Raw genomic sequence first — 24,520 nt, forward strand, 5'->3', positions numbered from 1 at the left:
GGGCCCGTCCTCGACGGACGGACCCGGGTTCCGGTTTTCGCAATTCGCGCTTACTCGGCGGCCGCGTCCTCTGCAGGAGCTGCCTCTGCGGCGGCGGCATCGTCGAGAACCGGCTCGAGCGAGAGCTTGCCGCGGTCGTCGATCTTCGTGATCTTGACGAGGATCTTCTGACCGACCGACAGCACGTCGTCGACGTTCTCCACACGCTTGCCACCGGCGAGCTTGCGCACCTCGGTGACGTGCAGCAGACCATCCTTGCCCGGGAGCAGCGAGATGAACGCACCGAAGGTGGCGATCTTCACGACGGTGCCGAGGAACTGCTCCCCGACCTCCGGGTTGGTGGGGTTGGCGATCGCGTTGACCTGGGCGCGGGCGGCCTCGGCCGAGGGGCCGTCGGTCGCGCCGATGTAGACGGTGCCGTCCTCCTCGATGGAGATCTGCGCGCCGGTCTCATCCTGGATCGCGTTGATCGTCTTGCCCTTCGGCCCGATCAGTTCACCGATCTTGTCGACCGGGATCTGCACGCTGATGACGCGCGGCGCGGTGGGCGCCATCTCGTCAGGTGCGTCGATCGCGGCGTTCAGGACGTTGAGGATCGTGAGGCGAGCCTCGCGAGCCTGCGTCAGCGCGCCCGTGAGCACCGACGTCGGGATGCCGTCGAGCTTCGTGTCGAGCTGGATCGCCGTGACGAAGTCGCTCGTACCCGCCACCTTGAAGTCCATGTCGCCGAGAGCGTCTTCCGCACCGAGGATGTCGGTCAGCGCCGCGTAGCGGGTCTCACCGTCGACCTCGTCGGAGACGAGGCCCATCGCGATACCGGCGACGGGGGCGCGCAGCGGCACACCCGCGTTCAGCAGGGACAGGGTCGACGCGCACACGGAGCCCATGGACGTCGAGCCGTTGGAGCTCAGCGCCTCGGACACCTGACGGATCGCGTACGGGAACTCCTCGCGGCTCGGCAGCACAGGCACGAGTGCGCGCTCGGCGAGGAAGCCGTGCCCGATCTCGCGACGCTTCGGCGAACCGACACGGCCGGTCTCACCGGTCGAGTAGGGCGGGAAGTTGTAGTGGTGCATGTAGCGCTTGCTCGTGACCGGCGACAGCGAGTCGATCTGCTGCTCCATCTTGAGCATGTTCAGCGTGGTGACACCCAGGATCTGGGTCTCGCCGCGCTGGAAGACCGCGGAGCCGTGCACGCGCGGGATGACCTGCACCTCGGCGTCGAGCGGGCGGATGTCCGCAAGCCCACGGCCGTCGATGCGAGCGCCCTCGGTGAGGATGCGACCACGGACGATCTTCTTGGTGACCGACTTGTACGCCGCGGAGAACTCGAGCGGAGCCGCAGCCGGGAGCGAGCCCGCCTCGGTGGCCTCGATGAGCTCGGCCCTGACGCGGTCCTTGATCGCGTCATCAGCGGTCTGACGCTCGACCTTGTCGGCGATCTGGTAGACGCCGACGAGTTCGTCGTAGGAGCGGCCGGCGACGAAGTCGTAGACCTCCTGGCTGTACGCCGGGAACACCGGGTAGACGCCCGGCTCCTTCGACGCGGTCGCAGCGAGCTCGGCCTGAGCCTTGACGAGCTGGGCGATGAAGGGCTTCGAGGCCTCGAGGCCCTGGGCCACGATCTCCTCGTTCGGCTTGGTGGCGCCGGCCTTGATCAGGTTCCAGCTGCCCTCGGTCGCCTCGGCCTCGACCATCATGATGGCGACGTCTTCCGTGCCATCGGCCTTGGTGACGACGCGACCGGCGACGATCAGGTCGAACACGGCCTCCGAGACCTGCTCGGCGGTCGGGAACGCGACCCACTGGTCTTCGTTCTGGCCGTTGCCCGGGATGAACGCGAGGCGCACACCGGCGACGGGGCCCGAGAACGGGAGACCCGAGATCTGCGTGGACGCCGACGCGGCGTTGATCGCGAGAGCGTCGTAGAACTCGCCGGGAGCGATCGACATGACGGTGATGACGACCTGGACCTCGTTGCGCAGGCCGTCGACGAACGACGGGCGCAGCGGGCGGTCGATCAGACGGCAGACGAGGATCGCCTCGGTGGAGGGGCGGCCCTCACGACGGAAGAACGAGCCGGGGATCTTGCCGGCGGCGTAGGAGCGCTCCTCGACGTCGACCGTCAGCGGGAAGAAGTCGAAGCCTTCACGCGGGTGCTTGCCTGCGCTGGTGGCCGAGAGGAGCATGGTCTCGCCGTCGAGGTACGCGGCGACTGCGCCCTGAGCCTGCTGCGCGAGGCGGCCGGTCTCGAAGCGGATGGTGCGGGTGCCGAAGCGGCCGTTGTCGAGAACGGCCTCGGTGGCGGTGATTTCAGGACCTTCCAAGAGGTCTCTCCTTCTTTGTTTAGACTCGCGAGTCCATGTGACGCGCGAGCATGTTCAAAGGAGCGGAACGGAAGGGTTCGGGCGCGCGGGCATTCCCGCGAATGTCGCCTGCGCTGGCCACCAGTAGAAAGCCACCCGACACGTCCTGCCGAGGAACCCACCACAGGGGACCAGCTTCTCCGCCGCTCGCTCCATGAGTCGATATTCGATTGTGCGGTTGACACACGCCAACCGCCTCCACCCTACCAGCGCGTGCCGCAAAACCCACGTCGTCCCCGATCGCGCAGCGGACATGCGCCGGCCACGGAACGTTCACCGGGCGGATGCCACGCCGTGGCGGGAGTCGGTTGTGCTGTGTCCATGCGCATGTCAGTGATCGGCTGCGGGTACCTCGGTGCCGTGCACGCCGCAGCCATGGCCTCCATCGGACACGACGTCGTCGGCATCGACGTCGACGAGCGGAAGGTGGCGGCGCTCGATGCAGGCTCCGCGCCCTTCTTCGAACCACAGCTGACCGAGCTGCTCGCCAAAGGGCGGGAGTCCGGACGGCTCCGGTTCAGCGATCGGATGGCGGACGCCGCGGGCGCGAAGGTGCACTTCCTCGCGGTCGGGACGCCGCAGATCCCGGGCGGTCACGCCGCCGACCTCCGATACGTCGACGCGGCGGTGGACGGGCTTCTCCCCCATCTGCGTGCCGGCGACGTTGTCGCAGGTAAATCGACCGTTCCGGTCGGCACTGCCACACGACTCGCGACCCGCATCGTCGACTCCGGTGCGACCCTCGTGTGGAACCCCGAATTCCTCCGAGAGGGCTGGGCCGTGCACGACACTCTGACACCGGACCGACTCGTCGTCGGCGCCGAACCGGACGCGGCCGGTGCACGCGCCGTCGAAGTGCTCCGCGAGGTATACGGGGCGGCCGTGGAGACGGGGACGCCGTTCCTGGTCACCGACCTCGCCACGGCCGAACTCGTCAAGGGGGCCGCGAACGCGTTTCTCGCGACCAAGATCTCGTTCATCAACGCGATGGCGGAGATCGCCGAGGCCTCCGGCGCCGACGTGGCGTTGCTTGCGGACGCTCTCGGCCACGACTCGCGGATCGGTCGACGCTATCTCGGCGCCGGCATCGGCTTCGGCGGCGGGTGCCTGCCGAAGGACATCCGTGCGTTCGCCGCGCGTGCGGAGGAGCTGGGTCGCGGCGAAGCGGTCGGCTTCCTCCACGAGGTGGACGCGATCAACCTCCGACGGCGCGAGCGGGCGGTCCGACTCGTCGTCGACGCGCTGGGCGGGCTCGTGTTCGGACGTCGGATCGCTGTGCTCGGCGCCGCGTTCAAACCGTTCAGCGACGACATCCGCGACTCCCCGGCCCTTGACGTCGCTGTTCGCCTGCGCGGCCTCGGAGCAGATGTCGTGGTGACCGATCCCGCCGCGATGGAGAACGCCGCCGCCGCGCATCCGCAGCTGGGCTATGCGCGGGATCGCGACGATGCTCTTCGGGAAGCCGATGCGGTCGTCGTCGTCACCGAGTGGGACGAGTACCGACGCGACCTCTCCCCCGCGCACGCCGGCGGTCTGGTCCGTGGCAGGGTCATCATCGACGGGCGCAACTGCCTCGACGCCGCAGCCTGGCGCGCAGCCGGCTGGCAGTATCACGGGATGGGCCGCCGCTGACCACCGGCCGAGAGGATCAGCCGACGTTCGCCCATCGCGTCGCGGACGAACGCCCGAGATACACATAGTCGTCGTGCTTCGCGGTTCGACCATCACCTGCCGCACGGCCATGCAGGCGACGCCAGACCCACGGCAGCGCATGCCGGCGCCACCACACGCCCGCGCCGATCGGCTCGTGCTCGTGCAGGGCGGCGTCGAGGACGCCCAGCGCATCCGCATCGGGAACCCCCAGCATCTCTGCCGCACGATAAGCCAGGAAACGGTGCCCCCCACTGCTCAGATGCACCAGATCCTCACCCCAGTTCGGCCGCTCGCCCAGTGAGGGATGCAGATCCGTGTCGATCAGGATCGCTCCGGTGCGCGCCGCGATCCCCGTCATCGCGGTCGCGAATGCCGCGAACCGCCGTGCGTAGATGGCAGCCGCTCGACGATCCGGCAGGAAGGGAGTGACCAGCAGCACATCCGCACCGACCGCCCGGAGCCGCACGACGGTGTGCTCCAGCTCCGCGGCGAGCGCTGCGACGTCGACATGACACTTTACCAGGTCGTTCGCACCGATCAGGATCGACACGAGGTCAGGATGCAACTCGAGCGCACGCTCCAGCTGTCGACCCGACACATCGCTCACGCGCTTGGATCGGATCGCGAGATTCGCATAGTGCAGCCCGCCCTGTGCGGCGAGCAGCAGCGCGAGCCGATCGGCCCATCCGCGCAGAGCTCCGTCCGGCGCGGGATCACACAGGCCCTCGGTGAGCGAATCGCCCAGGGCGACGAAGCGGCGCCAACGGCGTGTGGGGACAGGCGGCGGCGACTCGGGCCTGGCGACGCGGCGAGCGCGCGAAGACGCATCCACCCGCTGCAGCAGCTGAGCCTCCTCGAAGTGGCCGAGCAGCTGCTCGCACACACTCGCCCAGCTGCGACTCTGCACCGCTTCTCGGCCGGCTTCGCCGAATGCACGCCGTTTGCGGGCATCCCCTGCCAGATCGGCCACGCGCATGCGCAGGTCACCGAGGTCACCGGGACGGTACAGCCACCCGTCGACCCCCATGCGGACGAGATCGAGGGGTCCGCCGCGACCGGTCGCGACCACCGGAACCCCGCTGGCGTGCGCCTCCTGCAGGGTCTGCCCGAACGTCTCGCTCTCGCCGGGGTGCACGAAGACGTCGAACGAGGCCGTGGCCGCGGCGAGCGCAGCGCCGGCGAGGTGGCCGAGGAACAGCGCGTTCGGGAGCAGCGCCTCCAATCGCGCCCTGCTCGGGCCGTCTCCGACGATCACCAGTCGAGTGCCCGGGATGTCGTGGAGCACGGCGAGGTCCTCGACCTGCTTCTCCGGAGCGAGGCGGCCGACGTAGCCGATCACGGTCTCGGCGTCCCACCCGGCACGCAGCGCAGCATCCCGGCGACTCGGTTGGAAGCGTTCCGCGTCGACGCCCCTCCCCCAGCGGCGCACACGATCGACGCCCAGTCCGGCCAGCTGCCGGGCGGAATCCGCAGAGGGCGCGAGCGTCAACGTGGCTCGTCGGTGCAGTCGCGCGATGTGTGTCTGAGCGATTCCGGTAGCCGCGGCGACCCGATAGCGCTCCGTGTAGGCTGCGACGTCGGTCTGGTACGCGGCGACGCGGGCGACACCGATCCGCTCGGCGGCGAGCACCCCGCGCCAACCGAGTGCGAACGGCGAGGCGAGATGCACGACGTCGGGCTGGAACCGGCGCAGGGAGGAGGCGATGCGCGAGACGCCCGACGTGCCGACCCTGACGCTGTGATACCCCGGAAGCGCGAGACTCGGGATCGCCTCGATCGGCACACCGTGCACCTCCTCGGGCATTCCCGCGGCGGCGGGCGCGATCACGTGGGCGTCGTGCCCCTGTTGCTCGAGGTGTCGCAGGATCTGCAGCACAGACCCGGTGACGCCGTTCATGTGCGGAAGGAAGGACTCCGTGACGATCGCTACTCTCACAGCCTCAGGATGACCGAGCTCCGAGAGCGCACCTGTCGTAAACGGCCTGAGGCACCGGATGTTCACCGGATGCTGGGCGACGGGTCACCGGCTATGTGCTCTTTGGTTGCCGTTCACCGTGCGAGGGCACAGTGGGCGACGTGTCGACGGATCTGCTCGCCGAAACCCTCACCGGCCCATGGAGCCTGGTGCTGATGAGCCTGCTCGTGGTCGGGGACGCCTTCTTCGTCGTCGTGCCGGGCGAGATCGCGGTGACCGCGCTCGGGGCGCTGGCTGTGACGACCGGAACCCCGCCGCTGTGGGGTGTCATCGTCTGCGCCGCGGCGGCCGCGACCGTCGGAGACGCCTGCTGCTACCTGGTCGGCCGGATCGTCGGGACCGATCGCTGGCGGTGGATGAGGGCGCCTCGTGTGCAGCAGGCACTGGGATGGGCACGGCGGCGCCTGGACGACGGGACGGCCACTGTGCTCTTCACGGCGCGGTTCGTTCCTTTCGCACGGCTGGCGGTCAACCTGGTCGCCGGGGCTTCGCGCATCCACCCACCGCGGTACCTCGCGCTGGTCGCCGTGGCCGCGACCGGATGGGCGCTGTACCAGGCAGCGGTGGGCGCCCTGGTCGCCGCCGTCCTTCCCGGCGGGCCGTTGGTCGCCGTCCCGGTGTCGATCGTCATCGCGCTCGGTCTGGGCGTGCTGCTGGATCGCATCCTGCGCGGCACGAGAGGGTGACCCGCCGCGGCAGGTGCTCTAGGCTCGGGTCATGAGCACCGAAGAAGGCGCCTCCTCGTCTGAGGAGATGAAGCGCAAGTTCAAGGAAGCGCTCGAGAAGAAGAACGCGCACCACCGGCAGGGCGAGGCGCACCTGGATGGCGACTCCGCCGTGCACAGTGCGAACGCTCCGCAGACCCGGCGCGAGTTCCGACGCAAGAGCGGTTGACCGCGCGGATGCGGGAGCCCGTTCACCGCGGCTCCCGCATCCCTCACTCCTCTCGTCAGCGTTCTGCGCGCGCCCTTGCCCGCTCCTCCTTCGCCGCCATCTCCGTCACGGCTGCCTCCCGCAGCTCCTGCACGTCCGCGCCCTGAGGCGCATCCGGATGCCCGTGCGCGTCGACGCCGTCGAGCAGCGACTCATCGAAGGGAAGCTCACCGCTCAGCACCCGACGCACGCGGTCGCGGTCGATCTGCTGGGTCCACGTGCCGATCAGGAGCGTCGCCACGGCATTGCCGGTGAAGTTCGTCAGCGCGCGTCCCTCCGACATGAAGCGGTCGATGCCGACGATCACGCCCACCCCGTCGACCAGATCGGGGCGATACGCCTGCAGACCTCCGGCGAGTGTCGCCAGTCCCGCACCGGTCACGCCGGCCGCTCCCTTGCTCGCGATGATCATGAACACGAGCAGTCCGATCTGTTCGCCGATCGACATCGGCTGCCCCATCCCCGTGGCGATGAAGAGCGAGGCCATCGTCAGGTAGATCGCGGTCCCGTCGAGGTTGAACGAGTATCCGGTCGGCACCGTGATGCCGACGACGGGCTTGGACACACCGACGAACTCCATCTTCGCGATGAGGCGAGGCAGGGCCGACTCCGAAGACGATGTGCCGACGATCAGCAGGTACTCCCGCGCGAGGTATTTCATGAGGGCGAAGATGTTCACCCGCGTCACCGCCCACAGCATCACGCCGAGGATCACGACGATGAACAGGATGCAGGTGATGTAGAACGCGACCATCAGCGTCCCGAGACTCCAGATCGCCGCCACGCCGGTCTTGCCCACCACGGCGGCGATCGCCCCGAAGGCGCCGATGGGTGCGAGCCAGAGGATCATCCCGAGGATGCGGAAGACGAGCTTCTGGAGTTGCTTGACCGCCTCCATGATCGGCGCGCCGCGCTCGCCGAGTCCCTGCAGGGCGAACCCGACGAGCAAGGCGATGAACAGCACCTGCAGCACGCTCTCTCCCGTGAAGGCGGAGAAGAACGTGGTCGGGATGATGCCGAGGATGAACTCCTGCGTCGTCTTGGCCTCCGCCTCGACCGCGTCATAAGACGAAGACGCCATGTCGAGCCCCGCACCCGGATGGATGAGGTTACCGACGACGAGTCCGATCGCCAGGGCGAACGTCGACATCACCATGAAGTAGAGGAGCGCGAGGCCACCGATCTTGCCGACCGTCGCCGCCTTGGCGATGGATCCGACGCCCACCACGATCGTGCAGAAGATGATCGGGGCGATCATCATCTTGATCAGTGCGACGAACCCCGTGCCCAGCGCCTCGAACCCACGACCCACCTCCGGCCAGATGAGCCCCACCACCGCGCCGAGCACGACGGCGATCAGCACCGACACGTACAGCCAGGTGTGCCGGTCCCACGCGTGCTTACCTCGTCGCCAGTTGAACTTCGGCAGTGCGAATCCTGTTGTGAGCGCCATGGCTTCCTCCTCGATCGTCGACGGCTTCGTCGGAATGGCGGCTTCTGCGCCGCCGATCGGTTCTCACGGTGGTCCACCGCCCACCCCGATGCGATTTGTGGTCGTATTGGTCTCGACACCGACCATCGACGAGCGGAGGAAGCGATGCCGCACACCTCCGGACGCAGCATCGCCTCGCGTGTGTTCCTCGTCGTGCTCGGCGCGGCAGTGGTCGTCGGTGCCCTGGTGGCGGTGTTCCTCGTGGTCGAGGCGCAGCGTGCCATCCGGGCCGAAGCCGAGCGCGTGACCGCAGCCACAGCTGTCGCACTCGCGCACTCCCCCGCCGTCGTCGCCGGTCTGCAGGCGGAGGTCGATGACGAGGATGAGGCGGTCACCGCTGCGCTCGAACCGTATGCCAACGTCGTCGTCGAGGACGCAGAACTGGACTTCATCACGATCATGACGCCGGACGGCATCCGGATCACGCACCCCGACCTCACCCGGATCGGTGAACAGTACCTCGGCACCATCCCGACGAAAGCTCGCACGTTGACGGAAGAGTTCACCGGCACGCTCGGACGATCGGTTCGCACGATCGCGCCGGTGACCACATCCCGCGGAGAGCTCATCGGGTGGGTGGCCGCCGGCGTCACGACCGAATCGATCAGCGACACCCTGCTCCGACGACTGCCCCTCTCACTCGGCATCACCGTGGGGCTGGTCGCGCTCGGTGCCGGCGGGGCCGTGATCGCTCGGCGGCTGACCCGGCGCATCGCCGGCGACCTTCCGCCGGGGCAGCTGCGGGATGCCGTGTCGTCGTACGAATCCATCCGGACGCTCGGCGAGGCGCTGCGCGCGCAGACCCACGAACACGGCAACCGGATGCACGCCGCGGTCGCGCTGCTGGAGCTCGGGCGCACAGCGGAGGCGATCGAGATCCTCACGGAGACGTCGCGCCAGAGTCAGTCGCTCGTCGATCAGGTGACCGCCCGCCGCCACGGGGACCCCGCCGTGGGCGCTCTCCTGCTCGGCAAGGCGTCCCAGGCGAAGGAGCGCGGCATCGATTGGCGTGTCCGCATCGAGCCGGACACACCGCGCACCCCGCTGTCACCCGTGGACGCCGTCTCGGTGCTCGGCAACCTCGTGGACAATGCGATGGATGCGGCAGTGGAGTCCGACGACAGGTGGGTGCAGGTGCTGCTGCGTCCGAGCGGCGACGGGGGCATCGTGCTGGAAGTATCTGACAGCGGCCCCGGCATACCGGAGTCCCTCCGCGAGCGGATCTTCGACCAGGGTTATTCCACGAAGCCCGCCGATGCGCAGGGACGCGGCGTGGGGCTGGCACTCGTGCGCTCCGTGGTCACGGGTTTCGGCGGTTCGGTCACGGTGAGCGACGACCCCACGATGTTCCGCGTCGTGCTCCCCGGCGCGCAATCCCGGAGGTCGCAAGCATGATCCGCACACTGATCGTCGACGACGATGCCCTGACCCTCGAACTGCACCGGGACTACGTGGCCCGGCTCGACGGATTCATCGTTGCCGGAGAATGCAGCAGTGCCCGCGCAGCGATGCATGCCGTGCTGAGGAACCTCGGTGCCGACGCGTTCGACCTCGTTCTCCTCGACATCACCATGCCCGACGGCTCCGGGATCGACGTCCTGCGCGCACTGCGCGCCCGTGCCGCCGCCACCGACGTGATCGCGATCACCGGCGTCCGCGATGCGGAGAGCGTCCGACAGATGGCGGCGCTGGGCGTGCACCAGTACCTCGTCAAGCCGTTTCCGTTCGCGGTGTTCCGGGAGCGGATGGAGCAGTACCGCGCTCATCGGGAGCAAGCGCGATCGACCAGAGGCCAGGCCACGCAGGCGGAGATCGATGCGCTGCTCGGCCGTGCGACCGGAGCGATCCCGCTCCCCAAAGGACTGTCGTCCTCGTCTCTGGAGAGCGTCACGGTGGAGCTGCGCGCGCACGGGCCGCTGTCGGCACGCGAAGCCGCTGATCGGCTCGGGCTCTCCCGGGTGGCGACCCGCCGGTACCTCGAGCACCTGACCGCCGAAGGGGTCGTTCTCCGAACCGCCCGTCGTGGCGCACGAGGCCGCCCCGAGACGGAGTATGCCTGGCGACAGGAAGCGGACGGGGTGGGCGACGGTGGACTCGCGGCCCGGTGACCGACTGATCTTCGCGGACCGCTCCGATGCAGGGCGACGCCTGGCCGATCTGCGGGCCGTGATGTGATCTCCCCGAACGATGAAACGCGCCGCACGCCCTCTTCGGGCGTTCGGCGCGTTTCTGATCGGAGGAAGGCGGATCACTCTCCGGCGAGACCGCCCAGCATGTGCCCGAAAGAGCGCCCTTCGCCCAGGTACGTCGCGGGATCGTAGGGGTCCACGACCGTCGTCGCTTCCTTCCGTGCGATCGCATCAGCGAGTTCCCGCGCACCCTTCTCCACGCGCTTGGCGAGCGGAGCGACGTCGTCACCCGAGTCGCCCCAGTCGCTCGATGCCGCGAACACGCCCGTCGAGACGGCCTCGGCGTGCAGATAGGCGAACAGCGGACGGATCGCATAGTCGATCGCCAGCGAATGCCGAGCCGTACCTGCGTTCGCGCCGATCAGAACCGGCTTCCCGGTGAGCGCATCGGGGTCGAGCACGTCGATGAACGACTTGAACAGCCCCGAATAGCTCGTCGAGAAGATCGGCGTGACGGCGATGAGCGCGTCGGCGGAGACCACCGTGTTGATCGCGGTCTCCAGCGCCTGGGGCGCGAACCCCGTGAGCATGTTGTTCGTGATGTCGTGCGCATAGTCGCGCAGTTCGATCACGTCGACGGTGGCTTCGATGTCGCGCTCCGCGAGGGCCTTCACCGTCTCCGCGGCCAGCCGATCGGCGAGCATCCTGGTGGAAGACGGGTTCGAGAGCCCCGCCGCCACGACGGCGATACGACGCGAGGTCATCTCACGCCTCCTTCCGGCCGAGCCCGAACGCTGCCCCGGCGGGTGCCGGGCTGTCCTGGTAAGGCGAGTCGCCGGTGAGGTTGTCACCGCGGTTGGCGCCGGGGCGAGCCTGGCGCGTCGGACCGTCACCGAACTCGGCCTTGACCCGGGCGGCGTGGGTCGGTGCGTCCGGCACGGAGGACGGGCGGTCCTTCGCAAGCTCCTTGCGCAGCACCGGCACGACCTCGGACCCGAGGATGTCGAGCTGTTCCAGAACCGTCTTCAGCGGGAGACCGGCGTGGTCGATGAGGAAGAGCTGACGCTGGTAGTCGCCGTAGTGCTCGCGCATCCCGGCGTAGCGATCGATGACCTGCTGCGGCGAACCGACCGTCAGCGGCGTCATCTCGGTGAAGTCCTCCATGCTCGGCCCGTGACCGTACACCGGCGCATTGTCGAAGTACGGACGGAACTGGTTCACCGCGTCCTGCGACTTGGCTGCCATGAACACCTGTCCACCGAGGCCGACGATCGCCTGCTCGCGAGTGCCGTGACCGTAGTGCTCGAAGCGCTGACGGTACAGCTCGATGAGCCGCTGGTAGTGCTCCTTCGGCCAGAAGATGTTGTTCGCGAAGAACCCGTCGCCGTAGTAGGCGGCCTGCTCGGCGATCTCCGGAGTGCGGATGGAGCCGTGCCACACGAAGGGCGCGATGCCGTCGAGGGGGCGCGGCGTCGAGGTGAAGCCCTGCAGCGGGGTGCGGAACTTTCCTTCCCAGTCGACGACGTCTTCACGCCACAGCTTGTGCAGCAGCGCATAGTTCTCGATCGCGAGCGGGAGTCCCTGACGGATGTCCTGACCGAACCAGGGGTAGACCGGTCCGGTGTTGCCGCGCCCGAGCATGAGGTCCATGCGCCCGTCGGACACGTGCTGCAGCATCGCGTACTCCTCGGCGATGCGCACCGGGTCGTTCGTGGTGATGAGCGTCGTCGAGGTCGACACGATGAGGCGCTCGGTCTGCGCGGCCAGGGCCGCCAGGAAGGTCGTCGGGCTGGAGGACCAGAACGGCGGGTTGTGGTGCTCGCCGATCGCGAAGACGTCGAGGCCGACCTCTTCGGCGTGCACGGCGATGGCCGTGGTCGCCTTGATGCGCTCCTGCTCGCTGGGGGTGATGCCCGTGGTGGGATCGCGGGTGATGTCGCTGACCGACATGATGCCGAACTGCATCGCCTGCGCGCCTGACTGCTCGCTCATGATTGCTCCGTGTTCTCCGAACCGGATGACTCGCATCCGTTTCTATTCATTTGAATGTATATGTGTCAACGCGCTCATCGCAACTTTATTCCCGGCCTGTAGCCTCGAACGATGAGCAGTACCGGCGCGGACATCTCAGGGCCCACCACAGGATCGATCCCGCGAAAACGCCGGCGCGTGCCCTTCTGGGACAACGCGCGATACATCTGCATCGTCCTCGTCGTGCTCGGGCATGCGATCCAGCGACTCATCTACGATTCGGACATCGCCTTCGCCTTCTACCTGGCGCTGTATGCATTCCACATGCCGGCGTTCGCGATCATCTCCGGCTACTTCTCCAAGTCGGGCACGCCCACCAAGACGCAGATGGCCCGGGTGATCACGGACATCATCCTCCCGTACGTGATCTTCGAGACCCTGTGGACGCTCACCAAGTGGCTCGTCGAGGGCGAGGCGACACCGAACTTCACGAAGCCGAGCTGGACCCTGTGGTTCCTGCTCGCGCTCGGCATCTTCCGGCTGGTGCTCCCCTATCTCGCACTGCTGCGCTGGCCACTGCTGTGGACGGTCGTGATCTCGATCGGCTCCGGCTATCTTCCGAACGTCGACAGCACGTTCTCGCTGTCCCGCACTCTCGGTCTCCTGCCGTTCTTCGCGCTCGGCTGGTGGCTGCGCGAGCACGACATCGTCGATCGGCTCCGCCTGCTCGATTTCCGTCCCTGGTGGATCCGGGTCGCCGCGGTCGCGGTCTTCGCGGGGGTCGGCTGGGCGGCGTGGAGCTGGCTGCCACTGTGGCAGGCCGTCGACCTGCGTCACTGGCTGTTCTACGAGGACTCGTACTCCGACCTGGTCGGCGACCAGTGGTGGGCCGGCGCGATCCGCATCGCCCTGATGCTGCTCGCGGTCCTGCTGTGCGCCGCCTTCTTCGCCCTGATCCCGCGCGGCTCGTACTGGTGGACCACGTTCGGCCAATACACGATGTACGTCTATCTCCTCCACTCGTTCGTGCTCTATCCGTTCCGCGAGACGGGCGCGCTGCGCGATCTGGAACCGACGTGGATCTGGCTGCCGCTGGTGACGGCGCTCTCCGTGGTCGTCGCATTGCTGCTGGCCACGAAGCCGGTGCGCTGGGTGTTCCGGCCACTCGTCGAGCCTCGCCCCCGCTGGCTCTTCGCCGACCCCGCGCTCACATCGCGGGAAGGACGCCGAAACGACCCCACCGGATCGCGACGACCGCGGGCCGAGTCTCGATGACCGTCGCCGAGGCAGTCCGCGACCGCATCGTCGAGGCCGCGTCCATGTCGGGGTTCGACGCGCACGGACTCCACGTGCGCATCGGAGCCGGCGAGGCGGACCACCGCTGGACGCCCGATGTGCGCGAGGACGTGCATTCGGTCGCCAAGGGCGTATGCGTGCTGGCGGCCGCGATCGCCGCCGATGAGGGCGCGATCTCCTTCGATGTGCCCGTGGCCACGTACCTGCCCAACTTCGATCTCGGTGACGACGTCGACGCGGTCACCCTGCGCCACCTGCTCACGATGTCGAGCGGCATCGACCTGCCGTGGTCCGAGACGTTGATGACGGACTGGCCGGACCTCGCCCGCGAGTTCCTGAGTCGGCCGTCGCGCGGGCGGGTGTTCCAGTACTCGAACGCCAGCACCTACACCGCGATGACGGCACTCGCCGCGCGAGTCGGAGATGTGGGCGATTACCTGGACGCCCGATTCTTCCGCCCGCTCGGAATCGATGGCGTGGCCTGGGCGCGGAGCCCGAACGGACGCATCGAAGCGGGCGGCGGGCTTCCGTTGCGAACGAGCGAGATGGCGCGGATCGGCCTGCTGATCCGCGACCGCGGGAGGTGGCGCGGCGAGCAGCTGGTTTCGCCGCAGTGGATCGATGCGATGCACGAGAACGGCGTCGTCGCCGGCCCGAACCCCGGCTACGACCGCTACGCCCTCGCCGGCTGGGGCGGTCCCGGACGCGGGTGGCGGCTCCACGGCGCACACGGCCAACTGCTGATCTTCCTCGACGACGCGGTCGTGACCATCACCGCTGCCGACCACTTCGGCGCGGACGAGATGGCCGCCACGGTGGTCGACATCCTCGAGACCGCCCGACACGGGGTCTGAGCAGAGTCAGGCGAACAGCTGCGCGCCCACGTACGAACCGGTGGTCGCTCCTCGCGGCACGGCCCAGATCCCCGAGCCGACGTGCCGGATGTACTCGTTCATCAGATCGGTCGACAGCCGCCTCTGCAGCGAGATGAACTGCGCGGGGTCGCGCTGGTATGACAGGAAGAAGAGTCCGGCGTCGAGGCGTCCGAGTTCGTTGTTGCCGTCGACGTAGTTGTAGCCGCGGCGCAGGATCCGCACCCCGTCGTTCTGTTCGGGATGCGCCAGGCTCACGTGACTGTTCGGGTCGATGGCACGACCGTGGAAATCGGGCGGGGTGAACTCATCTCCACCCGAGAGCGGCGCACCCTCCCCCTTGTCACGTCCGATGATCGCGTCCTGCTCCGACAGGCGCACACGATCCCAGGTCTCGATCAGCATCGCGATCTTGCGTGCGACGAGGTACGAGCCACCCGCGAGCCAGGCGGGTTCGTCCTTCTCAGACACCCACACATGGTCGGCGAGGGCCTCGGTGTCATCGGCGAGGATGTTCGCGGTGCCGTCCTTGAAGCCGAAGAGGTTCCGGGGCGTGGCCTGCGCGGCGGTCGTGCGCGAGGTCTTGCCGAATCCCAGCTGCGACCAGCGCAGGCGCGCACGCCCGAAGGCGATACGGCTGAGGTTGCGGATCGCGTGCACGGCGACCTGGGGGTCGTCGGCGCAGGCCTGGATGCAGAGGTCTCCGTGGGAGGCCTGCGGGTCGAGATCGTCGCCGAGGAATGGCGGGAGCCGTTCGAGGCCCGGTGGACGCCGCGCGGCTATCCCGTAGCGGTCGCCGTCTTCGTTCTCGAAGAGGCCGGGCCCGAACCCGAACGTGATCGTGAGGCCGGAGGCCGGGAGTCCCTGCGCCTCGCCGGTGTCGTCCGGCGGTGCTTCGGCGGGGCCGCCGACGGCGCCGCTCGCGCTGACCTCGAGTCCCTGCGACATACGGGCCGCGGCGTACGACCAATCCTGCAGCAGCGAGATCAGATCGTCGCGGTCGCTGCGCGGCATCATGTCGAAGCTCGCGAAATGCAGATGATCCTGCACCGGCGTGGTGATGCCGGCCTGGTGCGTCCCGAAGAACTCGTACGCCGAATGCGCGTCCTCCGCGCCGCGCGCCCGGCCCAGCGCCACTCCCCCGGTCAGGCCCGCGCCAGCCCCGACCGCAAGCCCGGCCACGCCACCGCCGATGGCGAGGCCGAGGAGTCCGCGCCTGCTCAGCCCGCCGGAAGCGGAGACCTCACCCGTCGATGAGGTGTCGGGCGCGGCCTCCGCTGCTGGTTCGTTCACGTCCGTGATGGTATCCGTTCGATTCCGCTCGACGCTGTTCAGTCGAGGACTGTGCTGGTGAGCTGCGAGAGCGGCTCGGCCAGTGCGTTGATCAGGTCGGTGAACTCGCGCTTGTCGTCTTCGGTCAGTTCGGCGTAGCCGACGAAGCCGTCGGTCAGTGAGCCGTGAGCGGCGAGAGACTCCTCGAGCGCGGCGTAGCCGCCCTCGATCTCCGCGACGAGTGCCTCACCGTCGTCGCCTTGTGCCGCGGCGAAGTCCTTCACCAGCGAGAACGCCATCTTCGAGCCTTCGACATTCGCCGCGAAGTCGTAGAGGTCGGTGCCCGACCACCAGTCCTCCTCGCCCGAGATCTTGCCCGTGGCGACCTCGTCGAGCAGTGCGATGGAGCCGTTCGAGATGCCTCCGATCCCCTGATCGTCGAGAGCCGTCGTGAAGTCGTCGGAATGCACATAGTCGTAGAGCTCCTGCACGTCGGCGAGCAGCAGGTCGCCGAAGTCAGCGCGCTCTGCCGGCGTCGACGGAGCCCAATCCTGCCAGGCCGGGGTCTCACCATCGGCGTTGAGCGCGTCCTGCGCCGGCACCCACAGGTCTTTCTCGATGCGGTGGAACCCCGTCCAGTCCAGGCCCTCGGCAACCGCGTCGACCTCGCGGTAGTCGATTCGCGGATCAAGGTCTCCGAGCGCCTCGGCGACCGGCTCGATGCGCTCGTAGAACGCACGGGTCAGCGGGAACTTCGCGCGGGCGGCCTCATCATCTCCTGACTCGTACGCCGCGACGAACTCCTCGACGGCCGGGACGAGCTGGCCGACCTGGTCCTTGACGAACGCGGCGTAGAGGTCGACGGCCTGCTGCTTCTGCTCGGCATCGGGACCGTCGACGGCGACGCGGTCACCGGTGACGGTGAAGGCCGCCTTTCCGACGCCGTCGCCGAGCATGCCGGGCTTGCACAGCGTGAAGTAGTCGCCGGGCTGCGCGACCACGGTCAGCGTGCGCGAGGCGGCCGGCGCGATGTTCTCCACCTCGCCGACGATGCGCAGACCGTCCTCGGCCAGCAGGTAGAACTCCGAGACCTGATCCGTGTCGTTCTTCACGTCGAAGGTGAGGGTTCCGCTCTTCGCCGTGGCCGCCGAGACCGCGCAGTCGCCATCGGTCGACGAGACGTCGAACGAGGCACCGGCCGCGACATCGCTCTTCGCGACGCAGCCGCTCAGGACGAGGACGGCAGCGCCCGCGGCGGCGAGTGCCCCCAAGACACGATGAGAGGTGGTCATACTGCTCCTTGTGGTGAGAGAGGGGTCGTGTCGGATTCGAGCTCGTCCGAAGCACGGGGCTTCGGCGCGCGGCGCGAGCGGAGACCGCGGACGTACAACGAACCGACGATGAGGATGTAGAGAGTCCAGGCGATGACCTGCAGCCAGGTCATCGCCGGCATGAAGCCGACAGTGGCCTGCAGCACAGCGGCGAGCGCCCCGCTGGGTGCGATGGCGGACGACACGTCGAACGCCCAGCCGAACGGGAACGCCGCCCACCCGATCGCGACCGCCCCGGTGGCGGGATCGAGCGGCGCCGCGCTGGTGAACGGGCCGGGGAGGGCGCCGGCCTCCTGGAGATCCATCAGCGCATAGGCGAGCACCCCCGCGGCGACGATGACCAGGAAGCCGCCGGTCCAGGCGAAGAAGCGGCGGAGATCGAGCTCCACGGCCCCGCGCGAGATGAGCCAGCCGATGATGACGGCGGCCGCGAGCCCGAGCAGAGCGCCGAGGAGAGCGGACGGCGCGTCGCCGAAGGCCTGCACCATCGACCAGAGGAGGAGCGTCGTCTCGATGCCCTCCCGCGCGACGGACACGAAGCCGATCGCGATCAACGCCCAGAGTCCGCCGACCGTGAGCGCACGATCGATGCCACCCTCCAACGTCGCCTTCATGGTGCGTCCGGCACGCTGCATCCAGAAGATCATCCACGTGACCATCGCGACGGCGAGCAGCGAGAGCCCGCCGCCGATCAGTTCCTGCGCCTCGAAGGTGAGCTCGTAGGCGCCGAAGGTGAGCACGGCACCGATACCCAGGGCCAGGACGATGGCGAGGCCGACACCGACCCACATCTTCGGCAGGGCGTCCTTCCGGCCGAGGCGGCGGAGGTAGGCGACGAGGATGCCGACGACGAGCGCGGCTTCCAGACCTTCACGGAGGCCGATGAGAAAAGTGGCGAGCACGGAGACGATTTCTATAGCGACGATTGAGGTAAGGCAGCCCTTACCTAAAGGACTCTAGCACCGCGTTCGCATCATTCCGGAACACCGAATGCCGCCCACCGGTGACCCCGGACGGTAACGCGGCGCAACAGTCGCCCTCCCGCCCCGAAAGCCGACATACCCTCGGTCCATGGCTGAACTCTCGCTCCCCATCCTCGACCTGTCCCAGCTCGATGAAGGCCCGGAGGCCGCCGCACGATTCCGCGACGACCTCAGGGCGGCGACGCACGACGTCGGCTTCTTCTACCTCACCGGCACAGGCATCTCCCCCGAGCTCGAGGCGCGCCTGCACCGCGCCGCCCTCGACTTCTTCGCCCTCCCCGAGGCCGACAAGCTCGCCATCGAGAACGTCAACAGCCCGCACTTCCGCGGCTACACCCGCATCGGCGGCGAGCGGACCCAGGGCCAGGTCGACTGGCGCGAGCAGATCGACATCGGACCCGAGCGCGAGCCCGTCGAGGGCGGTCCGGCGTTCAACCGTCTCGTCGGGCCCAACCTGTGGCCCGCGGCACAGCCGGAGCTGCAGGAGGTCGTCGCCGAATGGCACGCGACCCTGTCCGACGTCGCCCGGCGTCTCCTGCGGGAGTGGGCACAGACGCTCGGAGCCGATGAGACCTACTTCGACGATCACTTCGGTGAGCCCTCGACGCTTATCAAGATCGTCCGCTACCCGGGAACCCACGAACCCGAGCCGCAGCAGGGCGTCGGGGCGCACAAGGACTCGGGCGTCCTCACACTCCTCTGGGTCGAACCCGGCAAGGGCGGCCTGCAGGTCGAACGCGATGGCACCTGGGTCGACGCTCCCCCGGTGCCCGGCGCCTTCGTCGTGAACATCGGCGAGCTGCTGGAGTACGCCACCGGCGGATACCTCAAGGCGACGAACCACCGCGTCGTGTCACCGAAGGCCCCGAACGACCGGATCTCGATCCCGTTCTTCTTCAACCCCGCACTCGACCAGCGCCTCCCGCTGATCGAGCTTCCCCCCGAGCTCGCGGCAGAGGCGAAGGGCGTCACGAAGGATCCGAACAACCCGATCCATGCCCTCTATGGGGAGAACGCCCTCAAGTCGCGCCTGCGCGCTCACCCCGACGTCGCTGCGATCCACCACGCCGACCTCGTGGGCGCGACGGCCTGACCCGAACGACCGTCGCTACCAGTCGAGCGCCTTCGCGAGAGCTTCGATGATGGGTTCGCGCCCCTGGTCGATGTGCGCGTAGGCCTGCGCAGCCGCCACCTCACCGCGCCCGGCGACGATGGCATCGAGCAGCTGCTGGTGCTCCACCGCGTGCTCCTGCTCGCGCGTGGCGTGCGTGATCCCGAAGATCCACTGCATCCGGCCGAGCATGGGCAGCAGACTGCGTTCGAGGATGCGATTCCCGGAGAGGCGCACGATCTCGAGGTGAAACCCGAGATTCGATTCCCCCAACTCCGCCGTCTCACCCGGAGCGAGCGCACGCTCGAGGAGCTCGCGCAACCGGTCAGCGCTCGCCGCTCCCGAGTGGACACGCTGCGCGGCATGGCGCGTCGCATAGGGCTCGATGCACAGCCGCGCGTCATACAGCTCCTCGACGTCTGCCCTGGTCACCGGCGTCACACTCGCCCCTTTGTTTCGGGTCGTGACGACGAAACCCTCCACCTCCAGCCGCTGGAGTGCCTGCCGAACCGGGACGCGGGACACCTCGAACCGCTCCGACAGATCCCGCTCCTTCAGCCAGGATCCCGGCGTGAGCTCGCCGATGATGATCCTGCGCAGCACGCCGCGATAGACCCGCTCGGCGAGGGCGGATCCGTCGGTGATCATGCTGTCGGAACTCATCGCGGAACCTCTCGGGTGTCAGGCATGAAGGGGGAAGACCGGAGGGAAGAGTTCGTCCGTCGTTCCGCTCAGATGGTCGCGCCCAGTGTAGGCGTTCCGCATCCGTGCGAAGAGGATCTGCGTGTCGGCGCGGATCGCGTCGAGGTCGATCCCGTCGACCCTCCCGTCTCGCATGACGACCCGACCGGCGACCATCGTCAGACACGCATCGCGCGCCGTGCCGTTGAGGACCAGGGTGCGCAGCGGGTCATCGACGGCGCCCATCCGCACGTCGTCCAGCCGGAACGCCGTCAGATCGGCCTGGGCGCCGAGCGCGATTCGACCGAGATCCGGCCGATGAAGCGCCTGAGCCCCTCCGAGCGTCACCGCGTCGACATAACCCGCGAGGTCGCCGGCAGCCAGACTGCCGTTCTGCACCTTCGCGACCGACACCCCGGTGTCGATGCCCCGGACGAGGTCGGGCGGGAACGAATCCGTACCGAGCGCGATGTTCACTCCGGCCTGCCGGTAGCGCTGGAACGTCTCCAGCTCGGATCCGTAGCGGGCGTTCGTCAGCGGGCAGTGCACGATCGACACCCCGGCATCGACCAGTCGGGCGAGGTCGCCGCGGTCTTCGCCGTGCACCCGCGGGTTCACGTCGAGGAACACGCCGTGCGGCACGATGAGGCGATCGTTCAGCAGCCCCATCTTCTCGATGAACTCGAGCGGAGTGCAGCCGTGGGCATGGAGGACGAGCTCGCGCTCGACCTCGCCCTGCAGCGCATGCAGCCGGACGATCGCGCCGCGCTCGGCAGCCGCCGCTGCGGTCGCCGCAAGCAGCGCAGGAGTCAAGGTCTCGATGCGGCAGGGCAGGAAGACCGGGGTCAGCAGCGGATCGTCGAGTGCAGCCAGTTCGTCGTGGAATCGGACGGCGTCGGCGAACCCGGCCTCACCCTCCTCCGGGGCGAACCGCACCTCGCGTTCACCCGACGCCGTCACGACGTTCACGCCAGACCGATAGGACGGACCGAGGAAGCCGCGCAGCCCGAGCTTCCGCGAGAACTCCGCCATCCGGTGAAGGTCGGTCGCCGACTCAGCCCACGCCGAGTGCACCTCCGAGGCGATGGGCATGTACGAGGTGATGCCGTGCAGCGCGAGCTGGACGAGAGCTATCTCCCGCACTCGCGCGCGTTCTTCCTCGTCGAACACATGCCGTCGACGATCGAAATAGTCTTCTGACCACTGCAGTCGCGCCGACTGCTCGCGGGTACCCCATGCGTCCAGGATCAGGTGGTCGATGTCCGTGAGCGCGTCCAGGTCGATGAGCCCGGGCATCAGCAGGCTCTCCCCGAGGTCGATGCGGTCATCGACGTTCGACGGCGCCTCCTCGGCCGGACCGGCATAGGCGATCACATCGTCCTCGACGATCACGGCCCCCTGCCGAAGTTCTGCATGTGAGGTGCCGTCGAACACCAGGACGTGGTCGGCGGTGAGCAATGTGCGCATGAGAGCCCCGATGATCTGAGATGCGGTTTGGTATCCAAAAACTATCTCACGCGCCTACTCCCCTCAACCGCCGCCGCTGAATTCGCCCACTAAATCGGCGCCGTATTGACGTCCTGGAGATTTGGTATCCCAAGTTGACCGATGCTGGTATACAATTCTGAGCACCCGCTCCCCGAGCCATCAAGGAAGATCGTGACGGACACCCAGACGCTGACCCCGAAGACGGAGGCGCTGCCCACCGCGCCGCCGAAGATCGCGACCGGACGCTCGCTCCTCGGGACGGCGTGGCTGCGCATCCGTCGGAGTCCGGTCGCACTCGCCTCCTTCGGGGTCGTCGTGGCGATCGTGCTCTTCGCCCTGCTCGCCCCCGTGCTGGTCGCGATCGAGGGGCAGGATCCGTTCACCACGAACACCGGGCCCGAAGTGCTCGACAACTTCAACACCCCCGGCCTGCCGCTCCCCGCGTACATGTACCCGTCCGTGGAGCACTGGCTCGGGGTCGAGCCGGGACTCGGGCGCGACATCTTCGCGCGCATCGCCTACGGAGCGCAGGTCTCGCTGCTGATCGCCCTTCTGTCTACCGTGGTCTCGGTCGTCCTCGGCACCGTGCTCGGCGCCGCTGCCGGCTACTTCGGTGGCAAGGTCGACATGGTCATCAGCCGCATCATCGATCTGTTCCTCGCGTTCCCGCATCTTCTCCTGGTGCTCTCGCTCACCCCGATCCTGCAGTCGCGGCTGCGGGACACCCCGCTCGGTCAGGGCAGCTTCGTCCCCATCGCCTCCCTCGTGCTGATCCTCGGGTTCTTCGGCTGGGCGTACCTGGCCAGAGTCGTGCGCGGCCAGGTGCTGAGCATCCGCGAGCAGGAGTACATCGAGGCGGCGAAGTCCTACGGAGCCTCGCACCGGACCATCATCTTCCGTCAGGTGATCCCGAACGTGCTCGGGGTCGTGCTCGTGTACGCGACCATGATGATCCCCGCGAACATCTCCGCCGAAGCCGCACTGTCGTTCCTCGGCGTCGGCGTGAAGGACCCGACGCCGTCCTGGGGGCAGATGCTCAACGCCGCACAGGCGGGCAACTGGTATCTGAGCGACCCCTGGTTCCTGATCGTGCCCGGCACCGCGCTCATCATCACGGTGCTCGCTTTCAACCTGCTCGGCGACGCCGTGCGTGATGCGCTCGATCCCAAGGCCTCCCGCAGCTGACCTTTCCCGCTCCCGAACATCCCGACCCCCACTGAAAGAGAACGCGTCATGAGACACCGCAGTCCCCTGCTCGCCGCTGCGACCGTGGCCATCGCCCTGGTCGTCACCGGTTGCACGAGCGTCACCGCACAGAACGGGCAATCCGCCCCCACCGGCTCGAAGGACCCGTACGCCGCGCACATCGTGCAGCCGGGCTTCGACGAGGCCGGCGGCAACGTCAACGTCCTGATGTCGAGCGACTTCATGACCCTCGACCCCGGCAACAGCAACTACGTGCAGACCGCGAACGTCGGCCAGCTCTACTACCGCACGTTGACGATGGCGAAGGAGACGGCCGGAGAGCCGCCCACGATCGTCGGCGACCTCGCGACCGATACCGGCACCGCCTCGGAGGACGGCCTCACCTGGACCTACACCCTCAAGGACGGGTTGAAGTACGAGGACGGTACACCCATCACCGCCGCCGATGTGAAGTACGGCATCGCCCGCACGTTCGCGCGCGACGTCTTCACCCAGGCGCCGCAGGAGTTGAACTCCGCTCTCGACGCCGATGACTACAAGGGGCCGTACTCGGGCGGTGGCGAGCTGACGGCCGTCGAGACCCCCGACGACAAGACGGTGATCTTCCACCTGAAGCAGCCGAACCCGGACTTCGCCGCACTCGTGTCGCGTTCCAACACGGCGCCGGTCCCGCAGGCGAAGGACACGATGCTCGACTACACGAACCACCCGATCTCTTCGGGCCCGTACATGATCGCCAGCTACGACCGCGGCCGGGAGCTGAAGCTCGTGCGCAATCCCTCCTGGGACCCCGCGACCGATGAGAACCGGACCGCCCTCCCGGACACCTTCACGTTCTCCCTCTCGACCGCGCAGGCGACCATCAGCCAGCAGCTGATCTCCGACGCCGACCCGACCGCGATCACACTCGACTCGAACGGCGCCCTGCAGGCCTCGGACACGTCACGCCTGACCGAGTCGTCTGTCGCCGACCGCACGGCTTCCGGACTGCTCGGCTGCACCGACGTGCTGAACTTCAACACCGAGACCATCACCGACCCCGACGTGCGCCACGCGCTCGCCCTGGCGATGGACCGTGCGGCGATCCAGGTGCAGTACGGCGGTGCGCGCTTCGGCAAGCTCACCAACTCGTACCTCAACGATTCTCAGGTCGGCTACGTCGCCGAGACCACCGACCTCGACATCGACGGCGCCCCGCAGCTCGACGCCGCGAAGAAGCTGCTCGAGGGCAAGGACGTTCCGGCCTCGCTCACGTACGGATACTCGAACGCGATCGACCGGTACAAGAACCACGGCACCGTGCTCCAGCAGAACTTCGCCGAGCTCGGCATCGATCTGCAGCTCGTGCCGATCCCGGCGGCGAACTACTACACCGTGCTCGCCAGCGACGAGATGCCCGACATCGCCCGCGCCGGCTGGTGCGGTGGTGCGGCCTCCGGATCCACCCGGACCACGGTCGACCCCAACATCGGGCCGAGCCTCGACGGAACGACATACGGCTTCAGCAACATCTCGCGCTTCTACGACGAGAAGCTCTCCGGCGACATGTACGAGCTGCGCAACACCAACGGCACCTCCGAAGAGCTGAACACCCAGTGGGCGGAGCTCTACAACGAGGCCATGGAGTCGTACCCGCTCGTTCCGCTGATCCGCACCTTCACCAACAGCGTCGTGGGCTCGAAGATCCACAACGCCCAGGTGGGGTACTTCTTCGGAAGCATCGACCTGTCCACCATCGGCGTCGAGCAGTAACGCCCGACA

20 protein-coding genes are annotated in these 24,520 nt (G+C 68.0%); 10 read left to right on the top strand and 10 right to left on the bottom strand.

Features of this window, described 5'->3' with window-relative positions:
* Positions 1–50 precede the first annotated feature (50 nt).
* Complete coding sequence (locus ACWGO6_RS01940) at positions 51–2,327, bottom strand: polyribonucleotide nucleotidyltransferase (RefSeq protein ID WP_136043708.1); 2,277 nt, start codon at positions 2,325–2,327, stop codon at positions 51–53.
* A 360-nt stretch (positions 2,328–2,687) separates the two neighbouring features.
* Here ACWGO6_RS01940 and ACWGO6_RS01945 point away from each other — a divergent pair, with 360 nt between their 5' ends.
* Positions 2,688–3,998: a UDP-glucose dehydrogenase family protein gene (locus ACWGO6_RS01945; protein ID WP_452325702.1), complete on the top strand. Its 1,311-nt coding sequence runs from the start codon at positions 2,688–2,690 to the stop codon at positions 3,996–3,998.
* Positions 3,999–4,014: 16 nt separating this feature from the next.
* Here the strand turns inward: ACWGO6_RS01945 and ACWGO6_RS01950 are convergent, their stop codons facing one another.
* The gene (locus tag ACWGO6_RS01950; protein ID WP_452325703.1) at positions 4,015–5,955 is read right to left on the bottom strand and encodes a GDSL-type esterase/lipase family protein; all 1,941 of its coding nucleotides are present in this window, start codon (positions 5,953–5,955) and stop codon (positions 4,015–4,017) included.
* A 140-nt stretch (positions 5,956–6,095) separates the two neighbouring features.
* On the opposite strand from ACWGO6_RS01950, the gene ACWGO6_RS01955 reads away from it, so the two are divergent.
* Together ACWGO6_RS01955 and ACWGO6_RS01960 are read left to right on the top strand one after the other, a co-directional pair.
* Positions 6,096–6,680 carry a DedA family protein gene (locus ACWGO6_RS01955; RefSeq protein ID WP_452325704.1) on the top strand — a complete coding sequence of 195 codons (585 nt, stop codon included), beginning with the start codon at positions 6,096–6,098 and terminating at the stop codon, positions 6,678–6,680.
* A 31-nt stretch (positions 6,681–6,711) separates the two neighbouring features.
* Entirely contained in the window at positions 6,712–6,888 is a 177-nt protein-coding gene (locus tag ACWGO6_RS01960; protein ID WP_017830923.1) for a DUF5302 domain-containing protein, read from the top strand.
* Positions 6,889–6,943: 55 nt separating this feature from the next.
* Here ACWGO6_RS01960 and ACWGO6_RS01965 read toward each other — a convergent pair whose 3' ends face one another.
* Positions 6,944–8,380, bottom strand: a complete 1,437-nt coding sequence (locus tag ACWGO6_RS01965) for a cation:dicarboxylate symporter family transporter (protein ID WP_452325705.1) — start codon at positions 8,378–8,380, stop codon at positions 6,944–6,946.
* Positions 8,381–8,524: 144 nt separating this feature from the next.
* On the opposite strand from ACWGO6_RS01965, the gene ACWGO6_RS01970 reads away from it, so the two are divergent.
* Positions 8,525–9,814: an ATP-binding protein gene (locus ACWGO6_RS01970; protein ID WP_452325706.1), complete on the top strand. Its 1,290-nt coding sequence runs from the start codon at positions 8,525–8,527 to the stop codon at positions 9,812–9,814.
* A complete protein-coding gene (locus tag ACWGO6_RS01975; RefSeq protein WP_452325707.1) occupies positions 9,811–10,527 on the top strand; it encodes a response regulator in 717 nt (238 codons plus the stop codon). Before ACWGO6_RS01970 ends, ACWGO6_RS01975 begins: the two co-directional genes overlap by 4 nt.
* A 140-nt stretch (positions 10,528–10,667) precedes the next feature.
* Here ACWGO6_RS01975 and ACWGO6_RS01980 read toward each other — a convergent pair whose 3' ends face one another.
* Both ACWGO6_RS01980 and ACWGO6_RS01985 read right to left on the bottom strand, forming a co-directional pair.
* The gene (locus tag ACWGO6_RS01980; protein WP_136043702.1) at positions 10,668–11,312 is read right to left on the bottom strand and encodes an FMN reductase; all 645 of its coding nucleotides are present in this window, start codon (positions 11,310–11,312) and stop codon (positions 10,668–10,670) included.
* Between the two features lies 1 nt (position 11,313).
* Positions 11,314–12,540 carry an LLM class flavin-dependent oxidoreductase gene (locus ACWGO6_RS01985; protein ID WP_136043701.1) on the bottom strand — a complete coding sequence of 409 codons (1,227 nt, stop codon included), beginning with the start codon at positions 12,538–12,540 and terminating at the stop codon, positions 11,314–11,316.
* A gap of 111 nt (positions 12,541–12,651) precedes the next feature.
* On the opposite strand from ACWGO6_RS01985, the gene ACWGO6_RS01990 reads away from it, so the two are divergent.
* Together ACWGO6_RS01990 and ACWGO6_RS01995 are read left to right on the top strand one after the other, a co-directional pair.
* On the top strand, positions 12,652–13,794 hold the full coding sequence (locus ACWGO6_RS01990; protein ID WP_452325708.1) for an acyltransferase family protein: 1,143 nt from the start codon (positions 12,652–12,654) through the stop codon (positions 13,792–13,794).
* Positions 13,791–14,669, top strand: a complete 879-nt coding sequence (locus tag ACWGO6_RS01995; RefSeq protein WP_452325709.1) for a serine hydrolase domain-containing protein — start codon at positions 13,791–13,793, stop codon at positions 14,667–14,669. The genes ACWGO6_RS01990 and ACWGO6_RS01995 overlap by 4 nt, the downstream gene beginning before the upstream one ends.
* 6 nt (positions 14,670–14,675) lie before the next feature.
* On the opposite strand, the gene efeB is transcribed toward ACWGO6_RS01995, so the two are convergent.
* Genes efeB through efeU form a run of 3 tightly spaced genes read right to left on the bottom strand, consistent with a single transcriptional unit; the run spans position 14,676 to position 18,192 of the window.
* The gene (efeB, locus tag ACWGO6_RS02000; RefSeq protein WP_452325710.1) at positions 14,676–15,980 is read right to left on the bottom strand and encodes an iron uptake transporter deferrochelatase/peroxidase subunit; all 1,305 of its coding nucleotides are present in this window, start codon (positions 15,978–15,980) and stop codon (positions 14,676–14,678) included.
* A 38-nt stretch (positions 15,981–16,018) separates the two neighbouring features.
* Complete coding sequence (gene efeO / locus ACWGO6_RS02005) at positions 16,019–17,251, bottom strand: iron uptake system protein EfeO (protein WP_452325711.1); 1,233 nt, start codon at positions 17,249–17,251, stop codon at positions 16,019–16,021.
* Positions 17,248–18,192 (bottom strand): iron uptake transporter permease EfeU, encoded by a 945-nt coding sequence (gene efeU / locus ACWGO6_RS02010; RefSeq protein WP_452325712.1) that lies wholly within the window; start codon positions 18,190–18,192, stop codon positions 17,248–17,250. Before efeU ends, efeO begins: the two co-directional genes overlap by 4 nt.
* 169 nt (positions 18,193–18,361) lie before the next feature.
* On the opposite strand from efeU, the gene ACWGO6_RS02015 reads away from it, so the two are divergent.
* Positions 18,362–19,366: an isopenicillin N synthase family dioxygenase gene (locus ACWGO6_RS02015; RefSeq protein WP_136043696.1), complete on the top strand. Its 1,005-nt coding sequence runs from the start codon at positions 18,362–18,364 to the stop codon at positions 19,364–19,366.
* 15 nt (positions 19,367–19,381) lie between these two features.
* Here the strand turns inward: ACWGO6_RS02015 and ACWGO6_RS02020 are convergent, their stop codons facing one another.
* Positions 19,382–20,047, bottom strand: coding sequence for a GntR family transcriptional regulator (locus tag ACWGO6_RS02020; RefSeq protein ID WP_136043695.1), 666 nt, complete (start codon positions 20,045–20,047; stop codon positions 19,382–19,384).
* An 18-nt stretch (positions 20,048–20,065) separates the two neighbouring features.
* Positions 20,066–21,532 (bottom strand): chlorohydrolase family protein, encoded by a 1,467-nt coding sequence (locus ACWGO6_RS02025; protein ID WP_452325713.1) that lies wholly within the window; start codon positions 21,530–21,532, stop codon positions 20,066–20,068.
* A 192-nt stretch (positions 21,533–21,724) separates the two neighbouring features.
* Here ACWGO6_RS02025 and ACWGO6_RS02030 point away from each other — a divergent pair, with 192 nt between their 5' ends.
* A complete protein-coding gene (locus ACWGO6_RS02030; protein ID WP_376105168.1) occupies positions 21,725–22,738 on the top strand; it encodes an ABC transporter permease in 1,014 nt (337 codons plus the stop codon).
* Between the two features lie 48 nt (positions 22,739–22,786).
* On the top strand, positions 22,787–24,511 hold the full coding sequence (locus ACWGO6_RS02035; protein WP_452325714.1) for an ABC transporter substrate-binding protein: 1,725 nt from the start codon (positions 22,787–22,789) through the stop codon (positions 24,509–24,511).
* The last annotated feature ends 9 nt before the right edge of the window (positions 24,512–24,520 follow it).

This window comes from Microbacterium sp. NPDC055665 (assembly GCF_053618035.1).